Origin of the sequence: Micromonospora sediminicola (assembly GCF_900089585.1) — a bacterium.
Taxonomy (GTDB): Bacteria; Actinomycetota; Actinomycetes; order Mycobacteriales; family Micromonosporaceae; genus Micromonospora; species Micromonospora sediminicola.
Genome location: NZ_FLRH01000003.1, coordinates 1,304,144 through 1,327,746 on the forward strand (window position 1 = coordinate 1,304,144; position 23,603 = coordinate 1,327,746).

At 73.5% G+C, this 23,603-nt stretch carries 22 protein-coding genes; 12 read left to right on the forward strand and 10 right to left on the reverse strand.

Features of this window, described 5'->3' with window-relative positions; translation table 11 throughout:
- The first annotated feature begins 143 nt into the window (after window positions 1-143).
- From tsaB to GA0070622_RS06800, 4 genes are read left to right on the forward strand one after another with little or no spacing between them, the layout of a single operon-like run.
- A complete protein-coding gene (tsaB, locus tag GA0070622_RS06785) occupies window positions 144-821 on the forward strand; it encodes a tRNA (adenosine(37)-N6)-threonylcarbamoyltransferase complex dimerization subunit type 1 TsaB (protein WP_091570288.1) in 678 nt (225 codons plus the stop codon).
- Window positions 818-1,261 (forward strand): ribosomal protein S18-alanine N-acetyltransferase, encoded by a 444-nt coding sequence (rimI, locus tag GA0070622_RS06790; protein ID WP_091570292.1) that lies wholly within the window; start codon window positions 818-820, stop codon window positions 1,259-1,261. The genes tsaB and rimI overlap by 4 nt, the downstream gene beginning before the upstream one ends.
- 5 nt (window positions 1,262-1,266) lie before the next feature.
- Complete coding sequence (tsaD, locus tag GA0070622_RS06795) at window positions 1,267-2,313, forward strand: tRNA (adenosine(37)-N6)-threonylcarbamoyltransferase complex transferase subunit TsaD (RefSeq protein ID WP_091570297.1); 1,047 nt, start codon at window positions 1,267-1,269, stop codon at window positions 2,311-2,313.
- A 17-nt stretch (window positions 2,314-2,330) separates the two neighbouring features.
- Entirely contained in the window at window positions 2,331-2,585 is a 255-nt protein-coding gene (locus tag GA0070622_RS06800) for a hypothetical protein (RefSeq protein WP_091570300.1), read from the forward strand.
- A 45-nt stretch (window positions 2,586-2,630) separates the two neighbouring features.
- On the opposite strand, the gene GA0070622_RS06805 is transcribed toward GA0070622_RS06800, so the two are convergent.
- The 7 genes from GA0070622_RS06805 to GA0070622_RS06835 all read right to left on the reverse strand — a co-directional run bounded on the left by GA0070622_RS06805 (window position 2,631) and on the right by GA0070622_RS06835 (window position 9,916).
- Window positions 2,631-3,368: a DUF4142 domain-containing protein gene (locus tag GA0070622_RS06805; protein ID WP_091570304.1), complete on the reverse strand. Its 738-nt coding sequence runs from the start codon at window positions 3,366-3,368 to the stop codon at window positions 2,631-2,633.
- Between the two features lie 94 nt (window positions 3,369-3,462).
- Complete coding sequence (locus GA0070622_RS06810; RefSeq protein WP_091570309.1) at window positions 3,463-4,638, reverse strand: ROK family protein; 1,176 nt, start codon at window positions 4,636-4,638, stop codon at window positions 3,463-3,465.
- 31 nt (window positions 4,639-4,669) lie between these two features.
- The gene (locus GA0070622_RS06815) at window positions 4,670-5,929 is read right to left on the reverse strand and encodes a sugar ABC transporter permease (protein WP_091570312.1); all 1,260 of its coding nucleotides are present in this window, start codon (window positions 5,927-5,929) and stop codon (window positions 4,670-4,672) included.
- Window positions 5,926-6,744, reverse strand: a complete 819-nt coding sequence (locus GA0070622_RS06820) for an ATP-binding cassette domain-containing protein (protein WP_091570317.1) — start codon at window positions 6,742-6,744, stop codon at window positions 5,926-5,928. The genes GA0070622_RS06815 and GA0070622_RS06820 overlap by 4 nt, the downstream gene beginning before the upstream one ends.
- 104 nt (window positions 6,745-6,848) lie before the next feature.
- The gene (locus GA0070622_RS06825) at window positions 6,849-7,952 is read right to left on the reverse strand and encodes a sugar ABC transporter substrate-binding protein (RefSeq protein ID WP_091570320.1); all 1,104 of its coding nucleotides are present in this window, start codon (window positions 7,950-7,952) and stop codon (window positions 6,849-6,851) included.
- A 195-nt stretch (window positions 7,953-8,147) separates the two neighbouring features.
- Window positions 8,148-8,627: a Cys-tRNA(Pro) deacylase gene (gene ybaK, locus GA0070622_RS06830; protein ID WP_091576954.1), complete on the reverse strand. Its 480-nt coding sequence runs from the start codon at window positions 8,625-8,627 to the stop codon at window positions 8,148-8,150.
- 56 nt (window positions 8,628-8,683) lie between these two features.
- Entirely contained in the window at window positions 8,684-9,916 is a 1,233-nt protein-coding gene (locus GA0070622_RS06835) for a THUMP-like domain-containing protein (RefSeq protein ID WP_091570323.1), read from the reverse strand.
- 254 nt (window positions 9,917-10,170) lie between these two features.
- Between GA0070622_RS06835 and groES the strand changes: the two genes are divergently transcribed.
- The 3 genes from groES (at window position 10,171) to GA0070622_RS06850 (ending at window position 14,045) form a co-directional block, all read left to right on the forward strand.
- Entirely contained in the window at window positions 10,171-10,485 is a 315-nt protein-coding gene (gene groES / locus GA0070622_RS06840) for a co-chaperone GroES (RefSeq protein WP_088998427.1), read from the forward strand.
- 70 nt (window positions 10,486-10,555) lie between these two features.
- Window positions 10,556-12,202, forward strand: coding sequence for a chaperonin GroEL (groL, locus tag GA0070622_RS06845; RefSeq protein WP_091570326.1), 1,647 nt, complete (start codon window positions 10,556-10,558; stop codon window positions 12,200-12,202).
- 118 nt (window positions 12,203-12,320) lie between these two features.
- Window positions 12,321-14,045, forward strand: a complete 1,725-nt coding sequence (locus tag GA0070622_RS06850) for a molybdopterin-dependent oxidoreductase (RefSeq protein WP_425412754.1) — start codon at window positions 12,321-12,323, stop codon at window positions 14,043-14,045.
- 642 nt (window positions 14,046-14,687) lie between these two features.
- Here the strand turns inward: GA0070622_RS06850 and GA0070622_RS06855 are convergent.
- Window positions 14,688-15,071: a WhiB family transcriptional regulator gene (locus GA0070622_RS06855; RefSeq protein WP_091576957.1), complete on the reverse strand. Its 384-nt coding sequence runs from the start codon at window positions 15,069-15,071 to the stop codon at window positions 14,688-14,690.
- 252 nt (window positions 15,072-15,323) lie between these two features.
- On the opposite strand from GA0070622_RS06855, the gene GA0070622_RS06860 reads away from it, so the two are divergent.
- Window positions 15,324-16,133, forward strand: a complete 810-nt coding sequence (locus GA0070622_RS06860; protein ID WP_091570335.1) for a response regulator transcription factor — start codon at window positions 15,324-15,326, stop codon at window positions 16,131-16,133.
- A 15-nt stretch (window positions 16,134-16,148) separates the two neighbouring features.
- Here GA0070622_RS06860 and GA0070622_RS06865 read toward each other — a convergent pair whose 3' ends face one another.
- Window positions 16,149-16,553, reverse strand: coding sequence for a DUF5319 domain-containing protein (locus GA0070622_RS06865; protein ID WP_091570338.1), 405 nt, complete (start codon window positions 16,551-16,553; stop codon window positions 16,149-16,151).
- Window positions 16,554-16,750: 197 nt separating this feature from the next.
- Between GA0070622_RS06865 and guaB the strand changes: the two genes are divergently transcribed.
- The 4 genes from guaB (at window position 16,751) to GA0070622_RS06885 (ending at window position 22,474) form a co-directional block, all read left to right on the forward strand.
- Window positions 16,751-18,313, forward strand: a complete 1,563-nt coding sequence (gene guaB / locus GA0070622_RS06870) for an IMP dehydrogenase (protein WP_091570342.1) — start codon at window positions 16,751-16,753, stop codon at window positions 18,311-18,313.
- Between the two features lie 34 nt (window positions 18,314-18,347).
- Complete coding sequence (locus GA0070622_RS06875) at window positions 18,348-19,466, forward strand: GuaB3 family IMP dehydrogenase-related protein (RefSeq protein WP_091570345.1); 1,119 nt, start codon at window positions 18,348-18,350, stop codon at window positions 19,464-19,466.
- 71 nt (window positions 19,467-19,537) lie between these two features.
- Complete coding sequence (locus GA0070622_RS06880) at window positions 19,538-20,926, forward strand: M1 family metallopeptidase (RefSeq protein ID WP_091570348.1); 1,389 nt, start codon at window positions 19,538-19,540, stop codon at window positions 20,924-20,926.
- 90 nt (window positions 20,927-21,016) lie between these two features.
- Window positions 21,017-22,474, forward strand: coding sequence for a M1 family metallopeptidase (locus tag GA0070622_RS06885; RefSeq protein ID WP_091570351.1), 1,458 nt, complete (start codon window positions 21,017-21,019; stop codon window positions 22,472-22,474).
- Window positions 22,475-22,478: 4 nt separating this feature from the next.
- On the opposite strand, the gene GA0070622_RS06890 is transcribed toward GA0070622_RS06885, so the two are convergent.
- Window positions 22,479-23,579, reverse strand: coding sequence for an LCP family protein (locus tag GA0070622_RS06890; protein ID WP_091570356.1), 1,101 nt, complete (start codon window positions 23,577-23,579; stop codon window positions 22,479-22,481).
- Window positions 23,580-23,603: the final 24 nt, after the last annotated feature.

Here is a 23,603-nt window from a genome sequence, read left to right on the forward strand (position 1 = left end):
GCGAGGGCGAGGGCAGGCGGCGGCGAGGAGCGGGCAGCGAGGGCGAAGGCAGGTGGCGGCGAGGAGCGGGCAGCGAGGGCGAGGGCAGGCGGCGGTGAGGGCGTGGCCTGACCGGCCGGGCGGGACGGCTAGGCTGGCTAACCGTGCTCGTACTCGTGGTGGACTCCTCGACGCCCGCGGTGACCGCGGCGCTGGTCGAGGTCTCGACGGACGGCGTCGCGGTCCGCGCGTCCCGGTGCACGGTCGACGCCCGGGCCCACGGCGAGTTGCTCGCGCCGCAGGTCGACGCCGTGCTGGCCGACGTGGACGCGCGCCCCGCCGACCTGGCCGCGATCGTCGCCGGGCTCGGCCCGGGGCCGTTCACCGGGCTGCGGGTCGGCCTGGTCACCGCCGCCACCATGGCCCAGGTGCTCGGCATCCCCACGTACGGTGTCTGTTCTCTCGACGGGATCGGCCACCCGGCGGCCGCCGGCGAGCCGGTGCTGGCCGCGAGCGACGCGCGCCGCCGGGAGGTCTACTGGGCCGTCTACGACGGCGCCGGCGAACGCGTCGCCGGGCCGGACGTGGCGGCGCCGGCGGTGGTCGCGGAGCGGGCCCGGGACCTGGCGGTCGGCGTCGCGGTCGGCGACGGCGCGCACCGGTACGCGGACGTGCTCGGGCTGCCGGTGCGGGAGGAGCCCCGGTACCCGGACCCGCTGGCGCTGGCCCGCCTCGCCGCCGAGCGGATCCGCGCGGGCGCCCCCGGTGAGCCGCTGACCCCGCTCTACCTGCGCCGACCGGACGCCGTCGCGGCCACCGGCCACAAGCCGGTCCTGCCGTGAGGATCGGCCGGTTCCGCTGGTGGCACGTCGAGGAGGTGCTGCCCCTCGAGGCGGACCTGTTCGGCGCCGAGCGGTGGTCCCCGGCGATGTTCTGGAACGAACTCGCGAACGGGCACTTCTACCTGGTGGCCACCGACGACGACGGCGCCGTGCTCGGCTACGCCGGGCTGGCCGTCTACCCGCCCGACGAGGCGTGGGTGCAGAACGTCGCGGTTCGCCGGGACGTCCAGCGTCGGGGTGTCGGCCGGCAGCTGCTGGAGGCGTTGCTCGCCGAGACGGCCCGGCGGGGCGTCCGCAACACGCTGTTGGAGGTCGCCGCCGACAACGCCCCGGCCCAGCGCCTCTACGCCACCCACGGCTTCGAGCCGATCGGCGTGCGGCGCGGCTACTACCAATCGAGCAACACCGACGCGCTGGTCATGCAGCGCACCGAGGACTGACGAGCATGGCTGACGAACCCCTGATCCTCGGCATCGAGACCTCCTGCGACGAGACCGGCGTGGGCATCGTGCGCGGGCACACGCTGCTCGCCGACGCGCTGGCCTCCAGCGTCGAGGAGCACGCCCGGTTCGGCGGGGTGGTGCCCGAGGTGGCCAGCCGGGCCCACCTGGAGGCGATCGTGCCGACCATGGACCGGGCGCTGCGCGAGGCCGGGGTCACCATCGCGGACATCGACGCGATCGCGGTGACCTCCGGACCGGGCCTGGCCGGCGCGCTGCTCGTCGGCGTCGCCGCCGCCAAGGGGTACGCGGTGGCCGCGGAGAAGCCGGTGTACGGGGTGAACCACCTCGCCGCACACGTGGCCGTGGACACGCTGGAGCACGGACCGCTGCCCGAGCCGGCGATCGCGCTGCTGGTCTCCGGCGGGCACTCCTCGCTGCTGCGCGTCGACGACCTGGCCCGGGACGTGGTCCCACTCGGCGCGACCATCGACGACGCGGCCGGGGAGGCGTTCGACAAGGTGGCCCGGCTGCTCGGGCTGCCGTTCCCCGGCGGACCGTACATCGACCGCGAGGCGCGGGCCGGAGACCCGGCGGCGATCGCTTTCCCGCGCGGGCTGACCGCCGCGAAGGACCTGGTCGGTCACCGCTTCGACTTCTCCTTCTCCGGGCTGAAGACAGCGGTGGCCCGGTGGGTGGAGGCGCGGCAGCGGGCCGGCGAGCCGGTGCCGGTGGCCGACGTGGCGGCGTCCTTCCAGGAGGCGGTCTGCGACGTGCTGGTCGGCAAGGCGCTGGACGCGTGCCGCAGCAGCGGCATCGACACGCTGGTGATCGGCGGTGGGGTCGCCGCCAACTCCCGGCTGCGGGCGATGGCCGAGCACCGGGCCGACAAGCACGGCGTCCGGGTGCGTACGCCCCGGCCGAAACTCTGCACGGACAACGGCGCGATGGTGGCCGCGCTCGGGTCGCACCTGGTCGCCGCGGGCGTCGCGCCGAGCCGGCTCGACCTGCCGGCCGACTCCGCGATGCCGCTGACCGTGGTCAGCGTCTGAACGGGGAGAGGACCGACATGATCGTCCGGATGTGGGAGGCGAAGGCCGAGTCGTACGGCTTCGCCGAGCTGATCACCTGGGTGTGCGAAACCGCGCTGCCCGAGTTCGAGCACGACCCGATGCACGTCTCCAGCGAGGTGTTCTCCTCCACCGACCACCGGCTGGTGGTCGTCTCCAAGTGGCGGAGCAACCCGCGTGAGCTGCCCGAGCCGCCCATGCGCCTGGTCGCCCGGCCGCCGCACAGCTGGGACTTCACCCAGGTCGACCGCTGACGGTACGAGAAGGGGCCCCGGTCGACGACCGGGGCCCGACACCCCTCAGGCGCGGCGCATCAGCCGCCAGGTCGTGTACCCGCCGGTGCCCAGCGCGATCAGGAAGACCGCCCACACGATCCCGGTGCCCACCTGGAGCCCGCCGCCGCTGCCCACGTTCGCCTGGGCGGCCGCGACCAGCGAGTCGCTCTGCGCCGGCGGGAGGGCGGGCGGCGGCAGCTGCTGCCAGCGGACCAGTCCGGTGCTCTCCAGCATGGTCATGTGGTCGTTGACGAACTTGTTGGCGTCCTCGGCGAGCTTGCGCACGATCGGATCCTTGGTGCTGGCCCGGACCGCGCCGATCACCGGGAAGATGTTGCCGTGGGCGACCCGGAGCCGGGTGACGAAGATCTGGTCGAACTGCGCGCCGTTGGCGTTCTGCATCTCGGTCAGCCAGCCCTTCTGCTGGGCCGTCGGGTCCGTCGGCAGGACCGCCCCCAACTTGTTGGCCGCCTCGACCACGAGCTGGTCCAGTACGCCGTGCTGGCGGGCGATCTCCGCGCCGACCTCCCGGACCCGGGGGGACTTGCCCTTCTCCGCGGCCATCGTCCCGGCCGGCATCTCCCAGAGCCCGGCCAGCCGTACGCCGTTGAGCAGCGTCATGTCGGCGGCGTTCATCTGCACGCCGGGGTTGGGCGCGGCCAGCGCCGCGCCGGGAAGGACGCCGATCCCCGCGCCGATCGCGACGAGCAGCAGGGTCACCCGGTGCGCCAGCCGGCGACGTGCGGATTCCAGCGATGCCATGGTTGGGTTGCCTCCTCGGTCCGGACCGCTTCGTGGGGTCGCGGACGGCCGAGCCCACCGGCCGTCCGCACACTGGTACGGATCGCCGGGCCGATCAGTTCAGCGGGTCGGCCAGGAGGCGTTCGAAGGCCAGTTCGGCCGCGCCGATCAGCGCCGCGTCGTCACCGAGTTTCGGGGTACGCAGGCGCACGTGCTCCAGGCACGCGGGCAGCCCGTTGGAGTTGAGCCGGCTGCGGACCTGGGCCGCGGCGGCCAGGTAGAGGTCGCGCATGGTGCCGCCGAAGATGACCATCTCCGGGTTGAAGATGTTGACCAGGTTGGCCACGCCGAAACCGAGCCAGTCGCCGGCCTGCCGCACCGCGCTCTGCGCCCGGGCGTCGCCCCGGTCGGCCGCGTCGAACACGGCCAGCAGGGCCTCCCGCCCGCGCGCCTCGGACCGGCCGGCCGCCCGCAGCAGCCCGTGCTCGCCGACCTCGGTCTCCCAGCAGCCGCGCCGGCCGCAGTCGCAGCGCACACCGTCGCGGACCACCACCATGTGGCCGACCTCGCCGCCGTAGCCGCCGTGCCCGGTCAACCGTCGGCCGCCGGCGATGATGCCGGCCCCCACGCCGACGTCGCCGTACAGGTAGATGACGTTGTCGCAGCCGGTCGCCGCGCCCCGGGCGTGCTCGGCGTACGCGGCCACGTCGGCCACGTTCCCCACCGTTATCGGCACGTCGATGCCCAGCTCGTCGGCGAGCGCCGCACCGATCGGCTCGTCCACCCAGCCGGTGGTCGGGCTGAGCCGGACCAGCCCGTCGTCGCGGCGCACCATGCCGCACACGGCCACCCCGGCGCCCACGCAGAACGAGTCCGGCGGCACCGAGTGGTGCATCTCCTTGACCGCGCCGGCCAGCAGCGGGGCGGCCTCCCCGGCGACCAGGTTGCGCGGCCGGTCCAGCTCCCGGCGGTCGAGCACCTCACCGCCGAGCCCGACCCGTGCGGCCCGCAGCCGGTCCACCTCGACGCTGTACGCGTACGCGTAGACCCGTCCCGACTCGGGCCGGACGACCAGTGACGGTCGCCCGGCCCGGCCGGTCTCCTTCGGCGTCCCCTCGCTGACCAGACCGGCGCCGGCCAGGTCCGCGGTCAGCGCGCCGATGGTGCTGCGGTTGAGCCCGAGCGCGGTGGTCAGCTCCGCGCGGGTGGTGGCCCCGTGCACGTGCACGTAGCGGAGCAATGCGCCCAGGTTCTGCCGGCGGATCTCGTCCTGGCTCGGTCCCGCGCGCATTGCCACTGCCATGGTGTGTCCGTACCCGGGGTCAGCGCACGCCGGTGGCGGCGGCGCGCCGTCGCGACAGCGCGTCGATGGTCGCCGCGGCGAGCAGCACCACGCCGGTGACCACGAACTTCACGCCCGAGCTGTACCCCATCAGTCCCATACCGTTGTCGATCACCGCGACCACCGCGCCACCGAGCACGGCGTCGAGGACCCGGCCCTTGCCGCCGAAGAGGCTGGTGCCGCCGATCACCGCCGCGCCGACGGCGTAGAGCAGTACGTTACTGCCACCGGTGTTGGGGTCGACCGAGTTGGCCCGGCTGGCCGCCACGATGCCGCCGATGGCGGCCATCCCGGAGCAGATGACGAACACGGAGATGCGGATCCGGTCCACGCTGATGCCGGCCCGGCGGGCCGCCTCGGCATTGCCGCCGACGGCGTAGATGTGCCGGCCGTAGCTGGTGCGCTGGAGCACGAACGTCCAGACGACCAGCAGCAGCGCGATGATCGGCACCACGATCGGCACGCCCTTGAGCGAGACGACCAGCACGTTGCGGCTGCGCTCCAGGTTGAGCACGTAGACCGCGAGGCCGAGGATCACGGCGAGTCCGCCGATCCGGGCCGCGACCACCGCGATCGGGTCGGTGAGCAGGCCGCGGGCGGACCGGTTGCGGTGCCGCAGCAGCTGCACGGCCGCGTAGCCGGCGACGGCCACCGCGGCCAGCGCCCAGCCCAGCGCCGGGGAGAGGTTGCGGTTGGCGATCGCGACCAGGGTGTCGTCGCGGACCGCGATGTTGGCACCCTCGTCCATGAGCGTCAGCACGACGCCCTGGAAGGCGAGGAAGCCGGCGAGGGTGACCACGAAGGACGGGATGCCGACCTTCGCGACCAGCAGGCCGAGCACGGTGCCGATGACCACGCCGGTGACGACGGCGGCGAGCACCGCCACGTACCAGGGGTAGCCGAGCACGGTGACCACGTTGGCCAGGATCGCGGCGCAGACGCCGCTGGCGAAGCCGGCGGAGAGGTCGATCTCGCCGAGCAGCAGCACGAACACCAGACCCATGGCGATCAACGTGACCGCGGCGCCCTGGGTGAACAGGTTCGCGAGGTTGCCGGCGGTGAAGAACGACGGGCGGGCGATCGAGAAGCCCACGGCGAGCACGAGGAGCATGATCACCGCGGGCAGGGCACCGATGTCGCCGCCACGTACCCGGCGCCAGTAGTTGTTCACGTGGCTGCCCACGGTCGGCGCCGGGGCGACGCCGGCGGGGCCTTCCTTCTTCACGACGGTGGCGGTCATCGGACGGCTCCTGGGGTGGTGTCGGCGGGCGCGGCGCCGGTGCCGTTGCTGCCCGGTTCGCCGGCGAGGCCGAGGCCGCCGGAACGGCCGGCGGTGATCAGCTCGACCACCTGCGAGTGGGTGATGTCGGTGGTCTTCACCTGGGCGACCATCTGGCCGAGGTAGAGCGCGGCGATCCGGTCGGAGACGGCGAAGACGTCGTTCATGTTGTGCGAGATGAGCACGACGGCCAGGCCGTTGTCGGCCAGCCGGCGGACCAGCTCCAGCACCTGGGCGGTCTGCGCGACGCCGAGCGCGGCGGTCGGCTCGTCCAGGATGACCAGCTTGCTGTTCCAGAGCACCGCCTTGGCGATGGCGACGGTCTGCCGCTGGCCGCCGGAGAGGCTGGACACGTGCTGGCGCAGCGACTTCACGGTGCGGACGCTGAGGCCGGCCAGGGTTTCGGCGGCCATCTGCTCCATGGTCGGCTCGTCGAGCACGATGCCGCTGCGCTTCTCCCGGCCGAGGAACATGTTCTGCACGATGTCGAGGTTGTCGCAGAGGGCCAGGTCCTGGTAGACGACCTCGATCCCGAGCGCGGCGGCGTCCCGGGGGCTGCTGATGCTCACCGGCCGGCCGTCGAAGAGGAACTCGCCGGCGTCGGTGGGGTAGATGCCGCTGATGCACTTGACCAGGGTCGACTTGCCGGCGCCGTTGTCGCCGACCAGCGCGGTCACCTCGCCGGGGTGGGCGGTGAAGGCGACGTCACGCAGCACCTGGACGGGACCGAAGCTCTTGTCGATCCCGCGTAGCTCCAGCAGGGGGGTTGCGGACACGGGTGTCTCCTTTGGGCGGAGGGGAGGTCTCGGATCCCGTCCGGCGTGGGCGCCGCCCGACCCGGGTTTCCCCGTGCCGGGCGGCGCCGCCTGAGCGGGTTGGGTCAGCTCACGCCGGCGTCGGTGCAGAGCTTGGCGAACGCACCGGTGCAGAGCTCTTCCTTGGTGACGTAGTTGTCGGCCACCACGTCCTTGACGTTGTCCTTGTAGATGGCCTTCGGCTCCAGCAGCACGGCCGGCACGTCCCGGTTGCCCTCCGGGTCCTTGACGGTCTGGCCGGTCTCCTTCTTCTCGCCCTTGGCGAGCGCGATGGCCAGCTCGGCGGCGGCGTCCGCCTCCTTCTTGACCGCCTTGTAGACGGTCATGCACTGGTCACCGGCGAGGATGTTCTGCAGGCCCTCCTTGGTGGCGTCCTGACCGGTCACCGGGACCTTGCCGTTGAGCTTGTTCTTCTTGAGCACCGAGATGGCCGCGTTGCCCAGACCGTCGTTGGCGGCGAGCACGCCGTCGATCTTGCCGCCGGCCTTGGTCAGCTGCTGCTCGAAGATCGTGGCGGCCTGCGCGTTGTCCCAGGCCGGCACCGAGTCGTCGGCGACCTTGGTGTACTCCTTCGAGTCGAACTTCGGCTTGAGGACCGAGTCGTACCCGTTCTTGAACAGGGTGGCGTTGTTGTCGGTCGGCGAGCCGTTGAGGTACGCGATCGACGGGTTCTTGACGGCCTTGTCGGTCAGGCACTTGCTCAGGCCCTCGCCCTGGAGCTTGCCGACGGCCTCGTTGTCGAAGCTGACGTAGTACTGGGCGGAGCCGCCCAGGGTCAGCCGGTCGTAGTCGATGGTGGCGACGCCCTGCGACTTGGCCTTGTCGAGCACGGCCTTGCCGGTGCCGGAGTCCAGGTTGACGATCATCAGGACGTTGACGCCGTTGGTGATCATCTGGTCGGCGATGGTCTGGAACGCGGTCTTGTCGTTCTGCGCGTTCTGGATGTCCGACTCCACGCCGGCGGCGTCGAACGCCTCCTTGAGGAACTTGCGGTCCGCGCCCTCCCAGCGGGCGGAGGACTTGCTGTCCGGCAGGATCACGCCGATCTTCGGCTTCTTGTCGGTGGAGCCGCCGGCCTGGTCGGAAGAACCGCCGTTGTCACCACAGGCGGCCATGCTGCCGGTCGCGAGGAGACCGACGGCCGCGAAGGTGAGGAGTCCCTTGCGCATGTGCACGGGTCCTTTCGGGGGTGGGGGAGTAGAGGTCGATGTTTTGTTGTGTCCGGCAACGTATTCCGCGCTTCCCACGCTCCGCAAGAGTGCCGAGGTCAGAAGTTTGTTGGCGGCGGTAACAATTCAGCAACGCGGTTGTCACTCGGCCGACACCCACGGCGGAAACGCTCCCACCGTCCCGCTACGGGTGGTTCAACCGGCCGCGATCGGGGCGGTCCGCGCCCCGGTGAGCGCCACCAGGTCACCCGGCGCGAGCTGCACCTGCAGGCCCCGGCGGCCGGCCGAGACGTACACCGTCGGGTGTGTCGACGCGGAGGCGTCGACCACCGTCGGCAGCCGCCGGCGCTGCCCGAGCGGGCTGATCCCGCCCCGGACGTAGCCGGTCGCCCGCTCGGCCACCGCCCGGTCGGCCAGTGCGGCCCGCTTGCCGCCCACCGCCGCGGCGAGCGCCTTCAGGTCCAGCTCGCCGGTCACCGGCACCACGGCCACGGTCAGCTCGCCGTCCACCTCGGTGACCAGCGACTTGAACACCCGCTCCGGCGGCACCCCGAGCGCGGCGGCGACCAGCGCGCCGTAGTTCGGCGCGTCCGGCGAGACGTCGTACGGGTGCGTGCTGTGCGAGATCTTCCGCTTGGTCAGCAGCGCGGTCGCCGGAGTGCCCTGTCCCGCCATGGCGGTCAAGCTAACCCGGGCGCCGCCCTGCCGCGAGCCGAAACCGGAGGCAGCGGTCAGGCGGCGGCCGGCACCGGGCGGCAAATCAGCACGGTCGGCGCGCCGGCGACCCGGGTCAGCACCAGGCTGGCCGCCGCGCCGCCGGCCAGGCGCAGGTCGCGGCGCAGTTTCTCCGGCTCCAGCGCCGAACCGCGCTTGAGGATCTCCACCCGGCCGACCCGGCGCTCCCGCAGCAGCGCCCGCAGGCGCTTGAGCGAGAACGGCAGCACGTCGGTGACCTCCAGGCAGCGCGCGTACGGGGTGGGCCGGGCCGTGTCCGCGTAGAGGTAGGCGATCGACGGGTCCGCGAGGGTGGCGTCGAGGTCGGCGGCCAGCTCGGCGACCAGGTGCGCGCGCACCACTGCCGGGTCCGGGTCGTACAGGAACCGCCGGACCGGGCCCACCGCCGCGTCGACCGCGCCGCTGCCGGTCAGCTGACAAGAGGGGGCCCCGCCGCTACCGGAGGCGTTGACCGGGGGCCCTTCCTTCTCCCGCAGCACTGTGGCGCGGCGGGGGACGTCGGCCAGCTCGCCGCACCAGAGCGCGGCCTCCACCAGGTCCCCGTCGACGCTCACCCACTCCGCCTCGGCGCCGGCCGGGATCAGCGCGTGGTCCAGCCCGGGTGCCACCTTGACCACGGTGCGCGGCACCCGCTCGGCCAGCCCGACGACGAAGTCCCACGGCGGCGAGTAGGCGTTCGGGTCGAAGATGCGCCGACCGGTGCCGGCCCGCCGTCGCGCCGGGTCGCAAAAGGCCCCGTCGACCCGGCTCACGTCGAACGCGGTGGCGTCGCCGCACTCCACCGTGACCAGGTCGGCCAGCCCGGCCGCCTCGGCGTTCGCGGCGGCCATCGCCGCGGTGACCGGGTCGGCCTCCACCGCGTACACCCGGATGCCGGCGCGGGCCGCGGCGAGCGCGTCGGCGCCCAGCCCGCAGCCCAGGTCGGCGAGCGTGGTCACGCCCGCGGCGCGCAGCCGCACGGCCCGCCGGTCGGCGACCGCCCGGCGGGTGGCCTGCTCCAGCCCCGGCCGGGTGAGGAACATCCCGGCCGCCACCGCGCCGAACTTGCCGGCGGCCCGGCGGCGCAGCTCCGCCTGGGTCAACGCCGCCGCCGCGAGCCCGCCGGGGATCCCGGCCGAGCGCAGCGCGGCGGCCGCCGCCAGCGGGTCGCCGCCGGCCACCCGCGCCGCCGCGGCGAGCGCGGCCGACCCCTCGGGGGTACGCAGCGCGGCGAGCTGGTCGAGGTCCACCCGCCCATTCTCCCGACCCGCCTCCGGGCCGACACGGCGGGCGACGCGCTGGCACTCTCCTTGACGGAGTGCTAGCCGAGGAATAACCTGCGATTAGCACTCTCACCCTGAGGGTGCCAACGCCCGGGCCCCGTGCCCGGGGGTTGAGCGCCAGGCGGACCGGCACCCGCGACGACGGCCCCGCCCGGTGGCATGTGGCAGATTGACGCTGGTCGGCATGCCGACCGGTAACGACACCAAGTACCCGGGAGGGTATGCCCGTGACTACCGCGACCAAGGTTGCGATCAAGCCGCTCGAGGACCGCATCGTGGTCCAGGCGAACGAGGCCGAGACCACCACCGCCTCGGGCATCGTGATCCCCGACACCGCCAAGGAGAAGCCGCAGGAGGGCACCGTCCTCGCTGTCGGCCCGGGCCGGATCGACGACAAGGGCAACCGCGTGCCGGTCGACGTGAAGGTCGGCGACACCGTCCTCTACTCGAAGTACGGCGGCACCGAGGTCAAGTACGCCGGCGAGGAGTACCTGGTGCTCTCCGCCCGCGACGTCCTCGCGGTCATCGAGAAGTAAGCAACCGATCAGTGTCGTTGCCCCGGTCCGGCTCGCCGGGCCGGGGCAACGTCGCTTCGAAGGGATACTGATGGCGAAGATCCTCAGCTTCTCGGACGACGCCCGGCACCTGCTCGAGCACGGTGTCAACGCCCTCGCGGACGCGGTCAAGGTCACCCTCGGCCCGCGCGGTCGCAACGTCGTCCTGGACAAGAAGTTCGGTGCGCCCACGATCACCAACGACGGCGTGACCATCGCCAAGGAGATCGAGCTCACCAACCCGTACGAGAACCTCGGCGCGCAGCTGGTCAAGGAGGTGGCGACCAAGACCAACGACGTCGCCGGCGACGGGACCACCACCGCCACCGTGCTGGCCCAGGCCATGGTCCGCGAGGGCCTGCGCAACGTGGCCGCCGGCACCAACCCGACCGGCCTGAAGCGGGGCATCGACGCGGCGGCCGCCAAGGTCTCCGAGGCGCTGCTCGGCAAGGCCGTCGAGGTCGCCAGCAAGGAGTCGATCGCGCATGTCGCGACCGTCTCCGCGCAGGACTCCACCATCGGCGAGCTGATCGCCGAGGCGATGGAGCGGGTCGGCCGCGACGGTGTCATCACCGTCGAGGAGGGCTCGGCGCTCACCACCGAGCTGGAGGTGACCGAGGGTCTCCAGTTCGACAAGGGCTTCATCTCGCCGAACTTCGTCACCGACGTGGAGGGGCAGGAGTCGGTCCTGGAGGACCCGTACATCCTGATCACCACGCAGAAGATCTCGGCCATCGAGGAGCTGCTGCCGCTGCTGGAGAAGGTCCTCCAGAACAACAAGCCGCTGCTCATCGTCGCCGAGGACGTCGAGGGCCAGGCCCTGTCCACGCTGGTGGTCAACGCCATCCGCAAGACCATCAAGGTCTGCGCGGTCAAGGCCCCCGGCTTCGGCGACCGCCGCAAGGCGATGCTCCAGGACATGGCGGTCCTGACCGGCGCCGAGCTGGTCGCCCCGGAGCTGGGCTACAAGCTCGACCAGGTCGGCCTGGAGGTGCTCGGCACCGCCCGTCGCGTCGTGGTCGACAAGGAGAACACCACCGTCGTCGACGGTGGCGGGCAGTCCTCCGAGGTCGCCGACCGGGTCGCCCAGATCCGCAAGGAGATCGAGGCCTCGGACTCCGAGTGGGACCGGGAGAAGCTGGCCGAGCGGCTGGCGAAGCTCTCCGGCGGCATCGCGGTGATCAAGGTCGGCGCGGCCACCGAGGTCGAGATGAAGGAGCGCAAGCACCGCATCGAGGACGCCATCGCCGCGACCAAGGCCGCGGTCGAGGAGGGTACGGTCCCGGGCGGCGGCGCCGCGCTGGCCCAGATCCTGCCGGTGCTCGACGACGACCTGGGCTTCACCGGCGAGGAGAAGGTCGGCGTCTCGATCGTGCGCAAGGCGCTGGTCGAGCCGCTGCGCTGGATCGCGCAGAACGCCGGCCACGACGGCTACGTGGTGGTGCAGAAGGTCGTCGCCCAGGAGTGGGGCACCGGCCTCGACGCCGCCACCGGCGAGTACGTCGACCTGGCCAAGTCCGGCATCCTCGACCCGGTGAAGGTGACCCGCAACGCGGTCTCCAACGCCGCGTCGATCGCCGGCCTGCTGCTCACCACCGAGAGCCTGGTCGTGGAGAAGCCGGCCGAGCCGGAGCCGGCCGCCGCCGGTGGGCACGGCCACTCGCACGGCCACGGCCACCAGCACGGCCCGGGCTTCTGACCCGACGAGTACGGCCCGACGTCGGGGCACACCGCCGAGCCGGCGGTGTGCCCCGACGTGCTTACGGAACGCTGACGAGATTGGCAGCCGGCCCGCCCGGTCGACCAGACTGGACGGCGTGCGCATGATCTCCCGCCGCCACGCGGCGCTGGCCGGTGTCGTCGCCGCCGTGGTGGCGCTCGGCACCGCCGAGCCGGTGGCTGTCCTGACCGGCCCCCGGTCCGCCCCGCTGATCGCCGTCGGCGGTGTCGTCGTCGACCTGGTGCCCGAGCCGCTCAAGCAGTTCGCCATCGCCGTCTTCGGCACGTACGACAAGATCGCCCTGCTGGTCGGGACGGCGCTGCTGCTGGCCGGCTTCGCGGCGCTGCTCGGTTTGGCGGCGGCCCGGCGACTGGTGGTCGGCCTGGCCGGCATCGCCGCGTTCGCCGTGCTCGGCGTCGCCGCCGCGCTGACCCGACCCGGCGCGGACGCGTTCGACGCGCTGCCGTCCCTGGTCGGCGCCGGCCTCGGCGGGCTGACGCTCTGGGCGTTCGTCGCCGGCCCGTTGAGCCCGGACCCCGCAGGGGCCGACCGGAAGCGCCCCGGGCAGGGTCCGGACCGCGCCGGGGTCGACCGGGCGCGCGCCGGACAGGGGCCGGACCGCCACGAGGTCGACCTGGCCGACGGCGAGCAGGCCGGGGCGCCCCGTTCCACGCCCCCGCCGCCCCCGGCGGCTGCCGCGTTCGCGCGCGAGGAGGAGACCCCGGGCGGCTGGGAGCCGGCCCGGCACGACGTTCCGGAGTCGCGACGCCGGTTCCTGCGGGGCGTCGGCCTGTTGACCGGCGCGGCGGCGGTGGCCGGGCTCGGCGGGCACTGGCTGGCCGGCCGGCGTGGCGTCTCGGCGGCCCGGGAGGCGGTGACGCTGCCCGCGCCGGCGACGCCCGCGCCGCCGGTACCGACCGGCGCGGACCTGTCGCTGCCCCGGCTCGCCCCCTACGTCACGCCGAACCGCGAGTTCTACCGGATCGACACCGCGCTGGTGGTGCCGCAGGTGGACCCGGTGACCTGGCGGCTGCGCATCCACGGCCGGGTCCGCAACCCGATCGAGCTGAGCTTCGACGACCTGCTCGCCCGCCCGATGGTCGAGCGGTACGTGACCCTGGCCTGCGTCTCCAACGAGGTCGGCGGTGACCTGATCGGCAACGCCCGCTGGCTCGGCGTACCGATCAAGGAGCTGCTCGATGAGGCCGACCCGGAGGAGGGCGCGGACCAGGTGGTCGGGCGCGCGGTGGACGGCTGGACCTGTGGCACCCCCACCTCGGTGCTGCGCGACGGGCGGGACGCGCTGCTGGCGGTGGGGATGAACGGCGAGCCGCTGCCGGTCCAGCACGGCTTCCCGGTGCGGATGGTGGTGCCCGGCCTCTACGGGTACGTCTCGGCGTGCAAGTGGGTCACCGAGCTGGAGCTGACCAGCTTCGCCGACTTCGACGCGTACTGGGTGCCGCGCGGCTGGTCCGCCCAGGGCCCGGTCAAGACCCAGTCCCGGATCGACACCCCGCGTGCCCGCAGCCGCCCGGCCGCCGGCCCGGTGACGGTCGCCGGGGTGGCGTGGGCGCAGCACCGCGGCGTCCGTCGCGTCGAGGTACGCGTGGACGACGGCCCGTGGCGGGAGGCGACGCTGGCCCCGGCGGTGTCGACGGACACCTGGGTGCAGTGGTCGTGGCGGTGGGACGCCACGCCGGGGGAGCACACCCTCCAGGTACGCGCCACCGACGCGGCCGGCGAGACGCAGCCGGAGCGGCGCAGCCCGGTGGCCCCCGACGGCGCCACCGGCTGGCACACCGTCACGGTCACCGTCGCCTGACCGTCGCCTGGCCGCCTGACCGTCGCTTGGCCGCCTGACCGTCGCTTGGCCGCGCCTGCCTGCGCCTGGCCGCGTCCGACCGCGTCCTGACCGCGTCTGGGCGTGCCTGGGCGTGCCTGATCAAGGCTCTGCACCGCGACGATCGGGCAGGTGCGGGCGCGTCGGTGGCATGCGGCGCGGGCGGCGTGCGGCAGTGCCTGCGGCGAAGCGCCTTTCGAGCTGATATCGCCAACGACTCAACCTCCGCCCGGCGGCAGGCCCTCGGCCGCCAGCTCCGGTACCCGGCCAGGTGAGTAAGCCGACCGCTTCGGCCCGGCTGCCGGCTCTCCTCCCGACGGACACCGGAGGGCTCGGTCCGTCCGGTCGGTCTGGGTCGGTTGCGACGGGTGGCCTCGGGTGTTGGGTGGTTCGGTCTGGGTCGGTTGCGACGGCTGCCTCGGGTTCGGGTGGTCCGGTCTGAGTCGTTTCTGATATCAGCTCCAAAGGCGTCGCGAGAGGGAGTCGCCTGGTCCGGCGAGCGGCGGGAGACGTCTCGGAAAGCCGGCAACGCCGGCGGAGGGGTCGGCGGTGTGGACACGAGACGACGCCGCGCTCCATGGTCCGGAGCGCGGCGTCGGGACGTGCTTTTGGTCAGGCGACTGGTCAGGCAACCTTGCGCTGGTCCGGCACGGCGGTCTTGTGCGGCCGGCCGAGGCGCGCCTCCAGCCGGGCGATGTCCACCCGGCTCTGCCGGCGGTCGGCCAGGTCCTCCCAGCCGAGGGCGAGCAGCCGCAGCCGCTCGGACTCGCTGAAGCCGCCCCAGACGCCGTAGGGCTCGCGGACCGCGAGGGCGTGGGCGGCGCACTCGGCGCGCACCGGGCAGGCGCGGCACACGGACTTGGCGCCGGTCTCCCGGCGCAGTCGGGAGGAGCCGCGCTCGCCGTCGGGGTGGAAGAACTGGGCGCTGTCGCGGCCACGGCAGGCGCCGAGCCGCTGCCAGTCCCAGAGGTCGACGATGGGTCCAGGCAGCCTACGTACGTTCGACATCAGCACCCCTCCTCCCGCGCGGCACCGCGGAGAATGTTCGTGGCCAGCTACCGGGCGGCGGTCCGCGCGGGATGCCGGTTCCGGATGAACGACTCGGTACCCGAGCTGTCCCCGCCTCACACATCTGTGATCGAAAACCTCGGACAGTCGGCGGCATATGCCCCAGATGTCGGAAAAGTTCGAATGATTGCCCGGAACCCCCTCCCCGGCCGACCCCCACGTGGTCTGCTCTGAGTCGGAGAGGAGACCACAGTGCGTAGCGTTCTCGTGTGCGTTCGGACACCATTGGCGGCCCAGCATCTGACCTCCGCGGCGGCGCGGCTCGGGCTGTCCGGCGTCGTCCGGACGGCCGTCTCCGATCCCGAGGTGATGTTGCGGCTCGCCGAGCGTCCGGTAGACGTGGTGCTGGCCGACACCGCCCTCACCCGGCCGGACAGCCCCGGTTTCGTGCGTCGGGTGCTCGCCCGCGCGCCGCAGGCCGCGGTGCTGCTGCTCGGCCCGGAGGAGTCGGAGTCGGCGGCGGCCACGATCAGCGCCGGTGCGCGCGGTCTGATCCAGAACGCCGACCACGACCTGACCAGCGCGGTGGCGAAGGCGCTGCTGCTGCTCTCCGCCCCCGGGCGGACCAACCGGCACCGGGTGGCCGACCCGGCTCGGGACGCGGCGGCGGTCGGCGGGTCGACCCGGGCGGCATCGGGGCGTACCCCGGGCGGGCCCGGCTGGCCGGCGACCGCGACGGACGCCGCCGGCCTGCCCACCGTGGTGCCGGTGCAGCGCGGCGAGGACCCGAACGACCCGGCTGCGGACGGGGCCGAGGCGCCCCCGGCGGGTGGCGCCCAGCGGCCGGCGCGGACGCCGCGCAGCGCGGTCGGGCTCACCGAACGTGAGCTTCAGGTGCTGCTGGGCATGGCGGAGGGCAAGAGCAACGCGGAGATCGGGCGGGAGTTGTTCGTCTCCGAGGACACCGTGAAGACGCACGCCCGGCGACTGTTCCGCAAGCTGGGCGCCCGGGACCGGGCGCACGCCGTGGCGGCCGGGTTCCGGGCCGGCCTGGTCGCCTGACCCGCCCGGCGGCTGTCACTCCTCCGCGGAGTCGTCCGTGCCCTCGGTGAGCGTGTCGTGCACGCCGTCGGCGTAGCCGCGGGCGTAATCCCAGCTCACGTAGTGGTCCGGGTCGGGGTCGTAGGCCGGCTCGTGCACCCGGGGCCGCCCCGAGTTGAGCAGGTGGCGCAGGTTGCCCCGGAGCAGGTCCCAGTCGAAGTAGTGCGGCTCGCGGCAGTCCTCGCACTCGATCACCAGCCCGCGCACCCCGATCGGCTGGAGCAGGGCCTGGTAGATCTCCAGGTCGGCGAGATCCTCCAGGACGTCCTGCCGCTCGACCTCGGTCAGCGGGTCGAGCGCGTCCTCGTCGCCGGGATCGTGCAGGCCGGCAGCCGGATCGGCCGGGTCGCCGTTGAACGGGTCGATGGGCTCGTCGTGCACCCCCTCACCGTAGACCCCGCGCCGCCGGAAAGCCCGCCCACGGCCGTGCTGTGGCCCGGCCTACGCCAGGCCCGCCGCTGCCCGGGGCGGGGCAGGCCAGTGGGTACGATGAGGCGACGCGCCGTCACGCCGGCGCACGCCGGTGCCCGCGCGCGCCGCCTCGCTGCAGCCCGTTCGACCAGCTCAGGGGAGCAATCGTGGAGAATTCACCCAGCACCGAGATCCCGGCCGGCCGCGACGGCGGGGAGCTGGGTGGCCATCTGCCCGAGTTGCCGGCCGGTTCGGCCCGGGTGGTGCCGCTCGGGCTGACCTTCGACGACGTGCTGCTGCAGCCGGGCGAGTCGGACGTCGTGCCCAGCCGGGTCAACACCCGCACCCGCCTCACCCGCAACATCGAGCTGACCGTCCCGCTGCTGTCCAGCGCGATGGACACCGTCACCGAGGCCCGGATGGCCATCGCCATGGCCCGCCAGGGCGGCATCGGCGTGCTGCACCGCAACCTCTCCGTCGAGGACCAGGCGCTCCAGGTCGACCTGGTCAAGCGCTCCGAGTCCGGCATGATCACCAACCCGGTGACCGCCAGCCCGGACGACACGCTCCGTGACGTGGACGCGCTCTGCGGGCGCTACCGCATCTCCGGCGTGCCCGTGGTCGACGGGCAGGGCCAGCTGGTCGGCATCGTGACGAACCGCGACATGCGCTTCGTCTCCGACCCGGCCACGCCGGTCCGCGACATCATGACCCGGACGCCGCTGATCACCGCACCGGTCGGGGTGAGCAAGGACGACGCGCTCGACCTGCTGCGCCGCCACAAGGTGGAGAAGCTCCCGATCGTCGACGAGTCCGGCGCGCTGCGTGGCCTCATCACGGTCAAGGACTTCACCAAGAGCGAGCAGTACCCGGAGGCCACCAAGGACGAGGCGGGCCGGCTCCGGGTCGCCGCCGCGATCGGGGTCGGCGAGGACTCGTACAAGCGGGCCCGGACGCTCGTCGACGCGGGCGTCGACGTGCTGATCGTGGACACCGCGCACGGTCACCAGCGGGCGGTGCTGGAGATGGTCGGCCGGCTCAAGCGGGACGTGACCATCGACATCGTGGGTGGCAACATCGCCACCTACGCGGGCGCGAAGGCGCTCGTCGACGCCGGCGCCGACGGCGTCAAGGTGGGCGTCGGTCCGGGCGCCATCTGCACCACCCGGATCGTGGCCGGGGTGGGCGTCCCGCAGATCACCGCGATCATGGAAGCGGCGCGGGCGGCCCGGCCGGCCGGCGTCCCGGTCATCGGCGACGGCGGCATCCAGTACTCCGGCGACATCGCCAAGGCGCTGGTGGCCGGCGCCGACACGGTGATGCTCGGCAGCCTGCTGGCCGGCTGCGAGGAGAGCCCCGGTGAGCTGATCTTCGTCAACGGCAAGCAGTACAAGGCCTACCGGGGGATGGGCTCGCTCGGCGCGATGCAGTCCCGCGGCCAGGTCAAGTCGTACTCCAAGGACCGCTACTTCCAGCAGGACGTGACCAGCGACGAGAAGCTGGTGCCCGAGGGCGTCGAGGGCCAGGTGCCCTACCGCGGCCCGCTCGCCCAGGTCGCCCACCAGCTCACCGGCGGCCTGCGGCTCGCCATGGGATACGCGGGCGCGGAGAGCATCGCCGAGCTGCACCAGCGTGGGCAGCTCATCCGGATCACCGCGGCCGGGCTCAAGGAGAGCCACCCGCACGACATCCAGATGACCGTCGAGGCGCCCAACTACCACACCCGCTGACCCCCCTCCACCCCCGAACACATCTGGAGTCCCCATGCGTGACGTGGTCGAGATCGGGCTGGGCAAGACCGCGCAGCGCGGTTACCACCTGGACGACATCGCCATCGTGCCGAGCCGCCGCACCCGGGACGTCGACGACGTCTCCACGGCCTGGCAGCTCGACGCCTACCCGTTCGGCATCCCCTGTGTCGGGCACCCCTCGGACGCGACCATGAGCCCCGCCTCCGCGGTGCGCCTCGGCCAGCTCGGCGGCCTCGGCGTGCTCAACGTCGAGGGCCTCTGGACCCGCTACGAGAACCCGGCCAAGATCCTGGAGGAGCTGGCCGGCCTCGGCGAGGACGCGCGCGCGACCAAACGCCTCCAGGAGGTCTACGCCGAGCCGATCCGCCCCGACCTGATCGCCGAGCGGGTCCGCGAGCTGCGGGCCGGCGGCGGCACCGTGGCCGTCCGGGTGTCGCCGCAGCACACCCTGGCGCTGGCCCCGGTGATCCTCGACGCCGGCGTCGACATCCTGGTCATCCAGGGCACGCTGGTCTCCGCCGAGCACGTCTCCACCACCGACGAGCCGCTCAACCTCAAGGAGTTCATCGCCGACCTCGACCTGCCGGTCATCGTCGGCGGCTGCACCGACTACAAGACCGCGCTGCACCTCATGCGCACCGGCGCGGCCGGCGTGATCGTGGGCATCGGCGGCGACGACTGGTCCACCACCGAGTCGGTGCTCGGCATCCGGGTGCCGATGGCCACCGCCATCGCCGACGCCGCCGCGGCCCGCCGCGACTACCTGGACGAGACCGGCGGCCGGTACGTGCACCTGATCGCCGACGGCGACATGCAGACCTCCGGCGACATCGCCAAGGCCCTCGGCTGCGGCGCGGACGCGGTGATGCTCGGCGAGCCGCTGTCGCTCTGCGAGGAGGCCCCGGCCGGCGGCGCCTGGTGGCACTCCGCGGCCAGCCACCCGTCCCTGCCCCGGGGCGCGTTCGAGGTGGCCGGCGAGCCGCTCGGCTCGATGGAGCGGCTGCTGTTCGGCCCGGCCGACGAGCCGGACGGCCAGCTCAACCTCTTCGGCGGGCTGCGCCGCGCGATGGCCAAGTGCGGCTACCGCGACCTCAAGGAGTTCCAGAAGGTCGGCCTGGTCCTCGACCGCTGAGCGGACCCGACGTGACGGCGCGGACGCGGGTTCGACCCCGTCCGCGCCGTCGCGCGTCTAGGCTCGCCGGGGTGAGACGGGTGCGGTGGTACGCGACCGCGCTGGCGGTGGCGCTGCTGGCGACCGGGTGCACCGGCGAGGACCGGGGCGGGTTCCGACCCGGCGCGGCCGACGCCGGTGACCCGTACGTGCCGGGGGCCGGCAACGGTGGCTACGACGTCGGGCACTACGCGCTGGACGTCCGCTACGACCCGGGCGACGACCGGCTCACCGGCACGGCCACGCTGACCGCGACCGCCACCGAGGCGTTGTCCCGGTTCCAGCTCGACCTGGCCGGCCTCGACGTCGACCGGGTCCGGGTGGACGGCGAGCCGGCGAAGCACCGCCACGACGACGCCGAACTGGTCGTCACCCCGGCACACGGGTTGCCGTCGGGCCGGCGGTTCACCGTCGAGGTGACCTATGGCGGGGTGCCGAAGCCGCTGCCCAACGCGGAACTGGGCGACGGTGGCTTCCACGCCACCGGAGACGGGGCGATCGCGCTCGGCCAGCCCGAGTCGGCCAGCACCTGGTACCCGGTCAACGACCATCCGTCGGACAAGGCCACCTACGACATCGCGATCACCGTGCCGGACGGGCTCGCCGCGCTGAGCAACGGCGTCCCGAAGGGACGGACGAGCAGCGGCGGCCGGACCACCTGGCGCTGGTCCGAGGGCTCGCCGATGGCCAGTTACCTGAGCACGCTGGTGATCGGCGACTACCGGGTCACCAGCGGCACCCACGCCGGTCGGCCGCTGGTCACCGCCGTCGCCTCGGCGTTGCCCGCGGACGGCCCGGCCGCCGCGTCGGTCGCCCGCACCGGCGAGGTCGCCGACTTCCTGGCCGCCCGCTTCGGGCCGTACCCGTTCGACGCGTACGGCGGAGTGATGGTGGCCGACGACCGGATCCGGTACGCGCTGGAGACGCAGAGCCGCCCGGTCTACGGGCCGGGATTCTTCCGGGGCGGGCCGAACACCGAGGTGGTCGCGCACGAGCTGGCCCACCAGTGGTTCGGCGACAGCGTCTCGGTGGCCCGGTGGAGCGACATCTGGCTGAACGAGGGGTTCGCCACGTACGCCGAGTGGCTCTGGGCCGAGCACGACGGCGGGCGGACCGTGGCGCGGACCGTCGCCGACCGGTACGCCACCACCGACTGGACCCGGCCCACCGTCGACCCGGGCCGGGCCGGGATGTTCGGCGACGCGGTCTACCAGCGGGGCGCGCTGGCGGTGCACGCGCTGCGCCGCGCGGTCGGCGACGACACGTTCTACCGGATCCTGCGCGGCTGGCTGGCGCAGCACCGGGACGGCAACGTCACCACCGCCGACTTCGTCGGGTACGCCGAGCGGACCGCCGGGCGGCCGTTGCGCGCGTTGCTCGACGCGTGGTTGGTCGGGGCGACCCCGCCGGGCCTGCCGTGACGCGGACGTGATCGCCGCTCGGTAGGCTGCCGCGGGCGGAGCGGGCCCGCGGGCGGGGCCGCCGTTCGGGCCCCGGGAGGGATCGAGATCATGGCGCGGCGCGGCGGACGACGAGGGCTCGGCCTGCTGGCCTGCGGGACACTGCTGCTGGCCGGCTGCGGATCGCCCGAGGCGGACCGGAGCGCCGCGGCGCCGACCGCGCCCGAGCCGTCGGCCACGCGCCGCTTCGCGCCCGGGGCGCCCGGCGCCGGCGACCCCTACTTCCCGGGCTACGGCAACGGGGGCTACGACGTCGCGCACTACACCGTGAAGGTGCGCTACGACCCGGACACCGACAAGCTCACCGGCACCACCACGGTGCGGGCCACCGCCACCACCGACCTGTCCACGTTCAACCTGGACCTGGCCGGGCTGACCGTCCGCTCGGTCACCGTCGACGGCGCCGCCGCCCGGCACGCCCGCGACGACGACGAGCTGGTCGTCACGCCCGCCACCGGCCTGACCTCCGGCAACGGTTTCGTGGCCGAGATCCGGTACGACGGTCGGCCGGAGGCGCTGCGCAACGAGGCGCTCGGCGAGGGCGGCTGGCTGCACACCGCGGACGGGGCGATCGCGCTCGGCCAGCCGGAGTCGGCGAGCACCTGGTACCCGGTGAACGACCACCCGTCGGACAAGGCCACCTACGACCTGGAGATCACCGTTCCCAAAGGGCTGACGGCGGTCGGCAACGGCGTGCCGAAGGGGCGGACGACCACCGGCGGCTGGACCACCTGGCGCTGGTCGGAGGGCTCGCCGATGGCGAGCTACCTGACCACTGTGGTGATCGGGAAGTTCCGCGTCACCACCGGGCAGCACAAGGGACGACCGGTCTACAGCGCGGTCACCACCCGGGTGGCCGAGGGCGCGCCGGACCGGTCGATCGCCCGTACCGTCGAGGTCGCCGACTACCTGGAGAGCCTCTTCGGGCCGTACCCGTTCGACGCGTACGGCGGCGTGGTGGTGGCCGACGACCGGATCCGCTACGCGCTGGAGACGCAGAGCCGCCCGGTCTACTCCGCCGGCTTCTTCCGGCAGGGCGACAACACCGACGTGGTCGCGCACGAGCTGGCCCACCAGTGGTACGGCGACAGCGTGTCGCTCCAGCGCTGGCAGGACATCTGGCTCAACGAGGGGCTGGCCACGTACGCCGAGTGGCTGTGGGCCGAGCACAGCGGCTCCTCGACCGTCCAGCGCACGTTCGAGCAGCAGTACGCCAACGCCCCCGGCCAGGTCTGGCGGACGCCGCCGGGCAAGCCGGGGGTGGAGAACCTGTTCGGCCGCTCGGTCTACGACCGGGGTGGGATGACCGTACACGCGCTGCGGGTGGCGGTGGGCGACACCGCGTTCTTCGCCATCCTGCGCACCTGGGCGGCCGAGCGGAGGAACGGCAACGGCACCACCGCCGACTTCGTGGCGCTGGCCGAGCGGGTGTCGGGCAAGAAGCTCGGCAAGGTGTTCGACGCCTGGCTGTACGGCACCGAGCGGCCGGCCGCCCCGAAGCCGTTGTAGCGGCTCAGGTCTTCACGCGCAGCGTCGGGTGCGCGGCCAGGAACGTCTCGGCCCGCCCGCCGCGCAGCGCGGTGAGGAACTCCCGGCCCAGCGGCCGGAGCTGCTCACCCCGGTACGCGCCGCCGCTGCCCACGCCGGCGCCGGGCAGCGCCACCAGGGTGAGGCGGTCGGATGGCAGGCCACCGAGGGCGTACGCGAAGTCGACCAGCTTCCGCCCGCCCCCGACGTACACCAGGGTCCGACCGAGCGCGGCGACGATCTGCTCGACGCGTTGCGGGTCGCGGGCGGTGCCCTGCTCGACGAGCTTGCGGGCGAGCGCCCGGAGCAGTTGCTGCTGGTGCCGCTGCCGGGTGTAGTCGCCGCCGGCGGTGTAGCGCTGCCGCGCGTAGTCGAGCGCCTGCCAGCCGGTCAGGTGCCGGGTGCCCTTCTCGTAGACCATCTGCGGGCCGGTGTAGCCGCCGCCGCCCAGCGGCCGCATCGTCCCGTCCGGCCGGCGGTGCCGGGAGGCGACCCGCTGGTCGACGTAGAGGTCGACCCCGCCGAGCGTGTCCACCAGCTTGTCGAAGCCGCCGAAGGTGATCACCGCGCCGGCGTCGATGCGCAGCCCGGTGTAGCGGGAGACGGTGGTGCGCAGCAGCTCGTACCCCTGCGCGGTGCTGGGGTGCCGCTTGTCGCCCGGCACCCGGCTGCCGTAGCTCATCGCGTGGGTGAGCTTCGTCCGGCCGCCCGGGTAGCGGGCCTTGGGGAAGGCGGGGATGTCGACCACCAGGTCGCGGGGGAGCGAGAACAGGTACGCCTGGCCCAGCCCGGCGGGCACGTGCAGCACCAGCACGGCGTCGGCGTGCGGCTCCCAGCCGGGGATGCTGACCCGGGTGTCGACCCCGACGAGCATCAGGTTGAGCGGCCCGGTCAGGTCGGCCCCGGGCGGTGGGGTCGGACTGGCGGAGGTCGGGGCCGGGGTGGGTGACGCCGGCGCCGAGGTGACCGGCGCGGCGGCCGGCTCGGGGGAGCGGTGCGCCACCAGCCGGGTGGTCACCACCGCCCCGGCGGCGACCAGCAGCACCGCCACCAGGGCGGCCAGGCCCAGCAGGCGTCGTCTCGTCACGGTCTCGTCCTCTCCCCGTTGGGT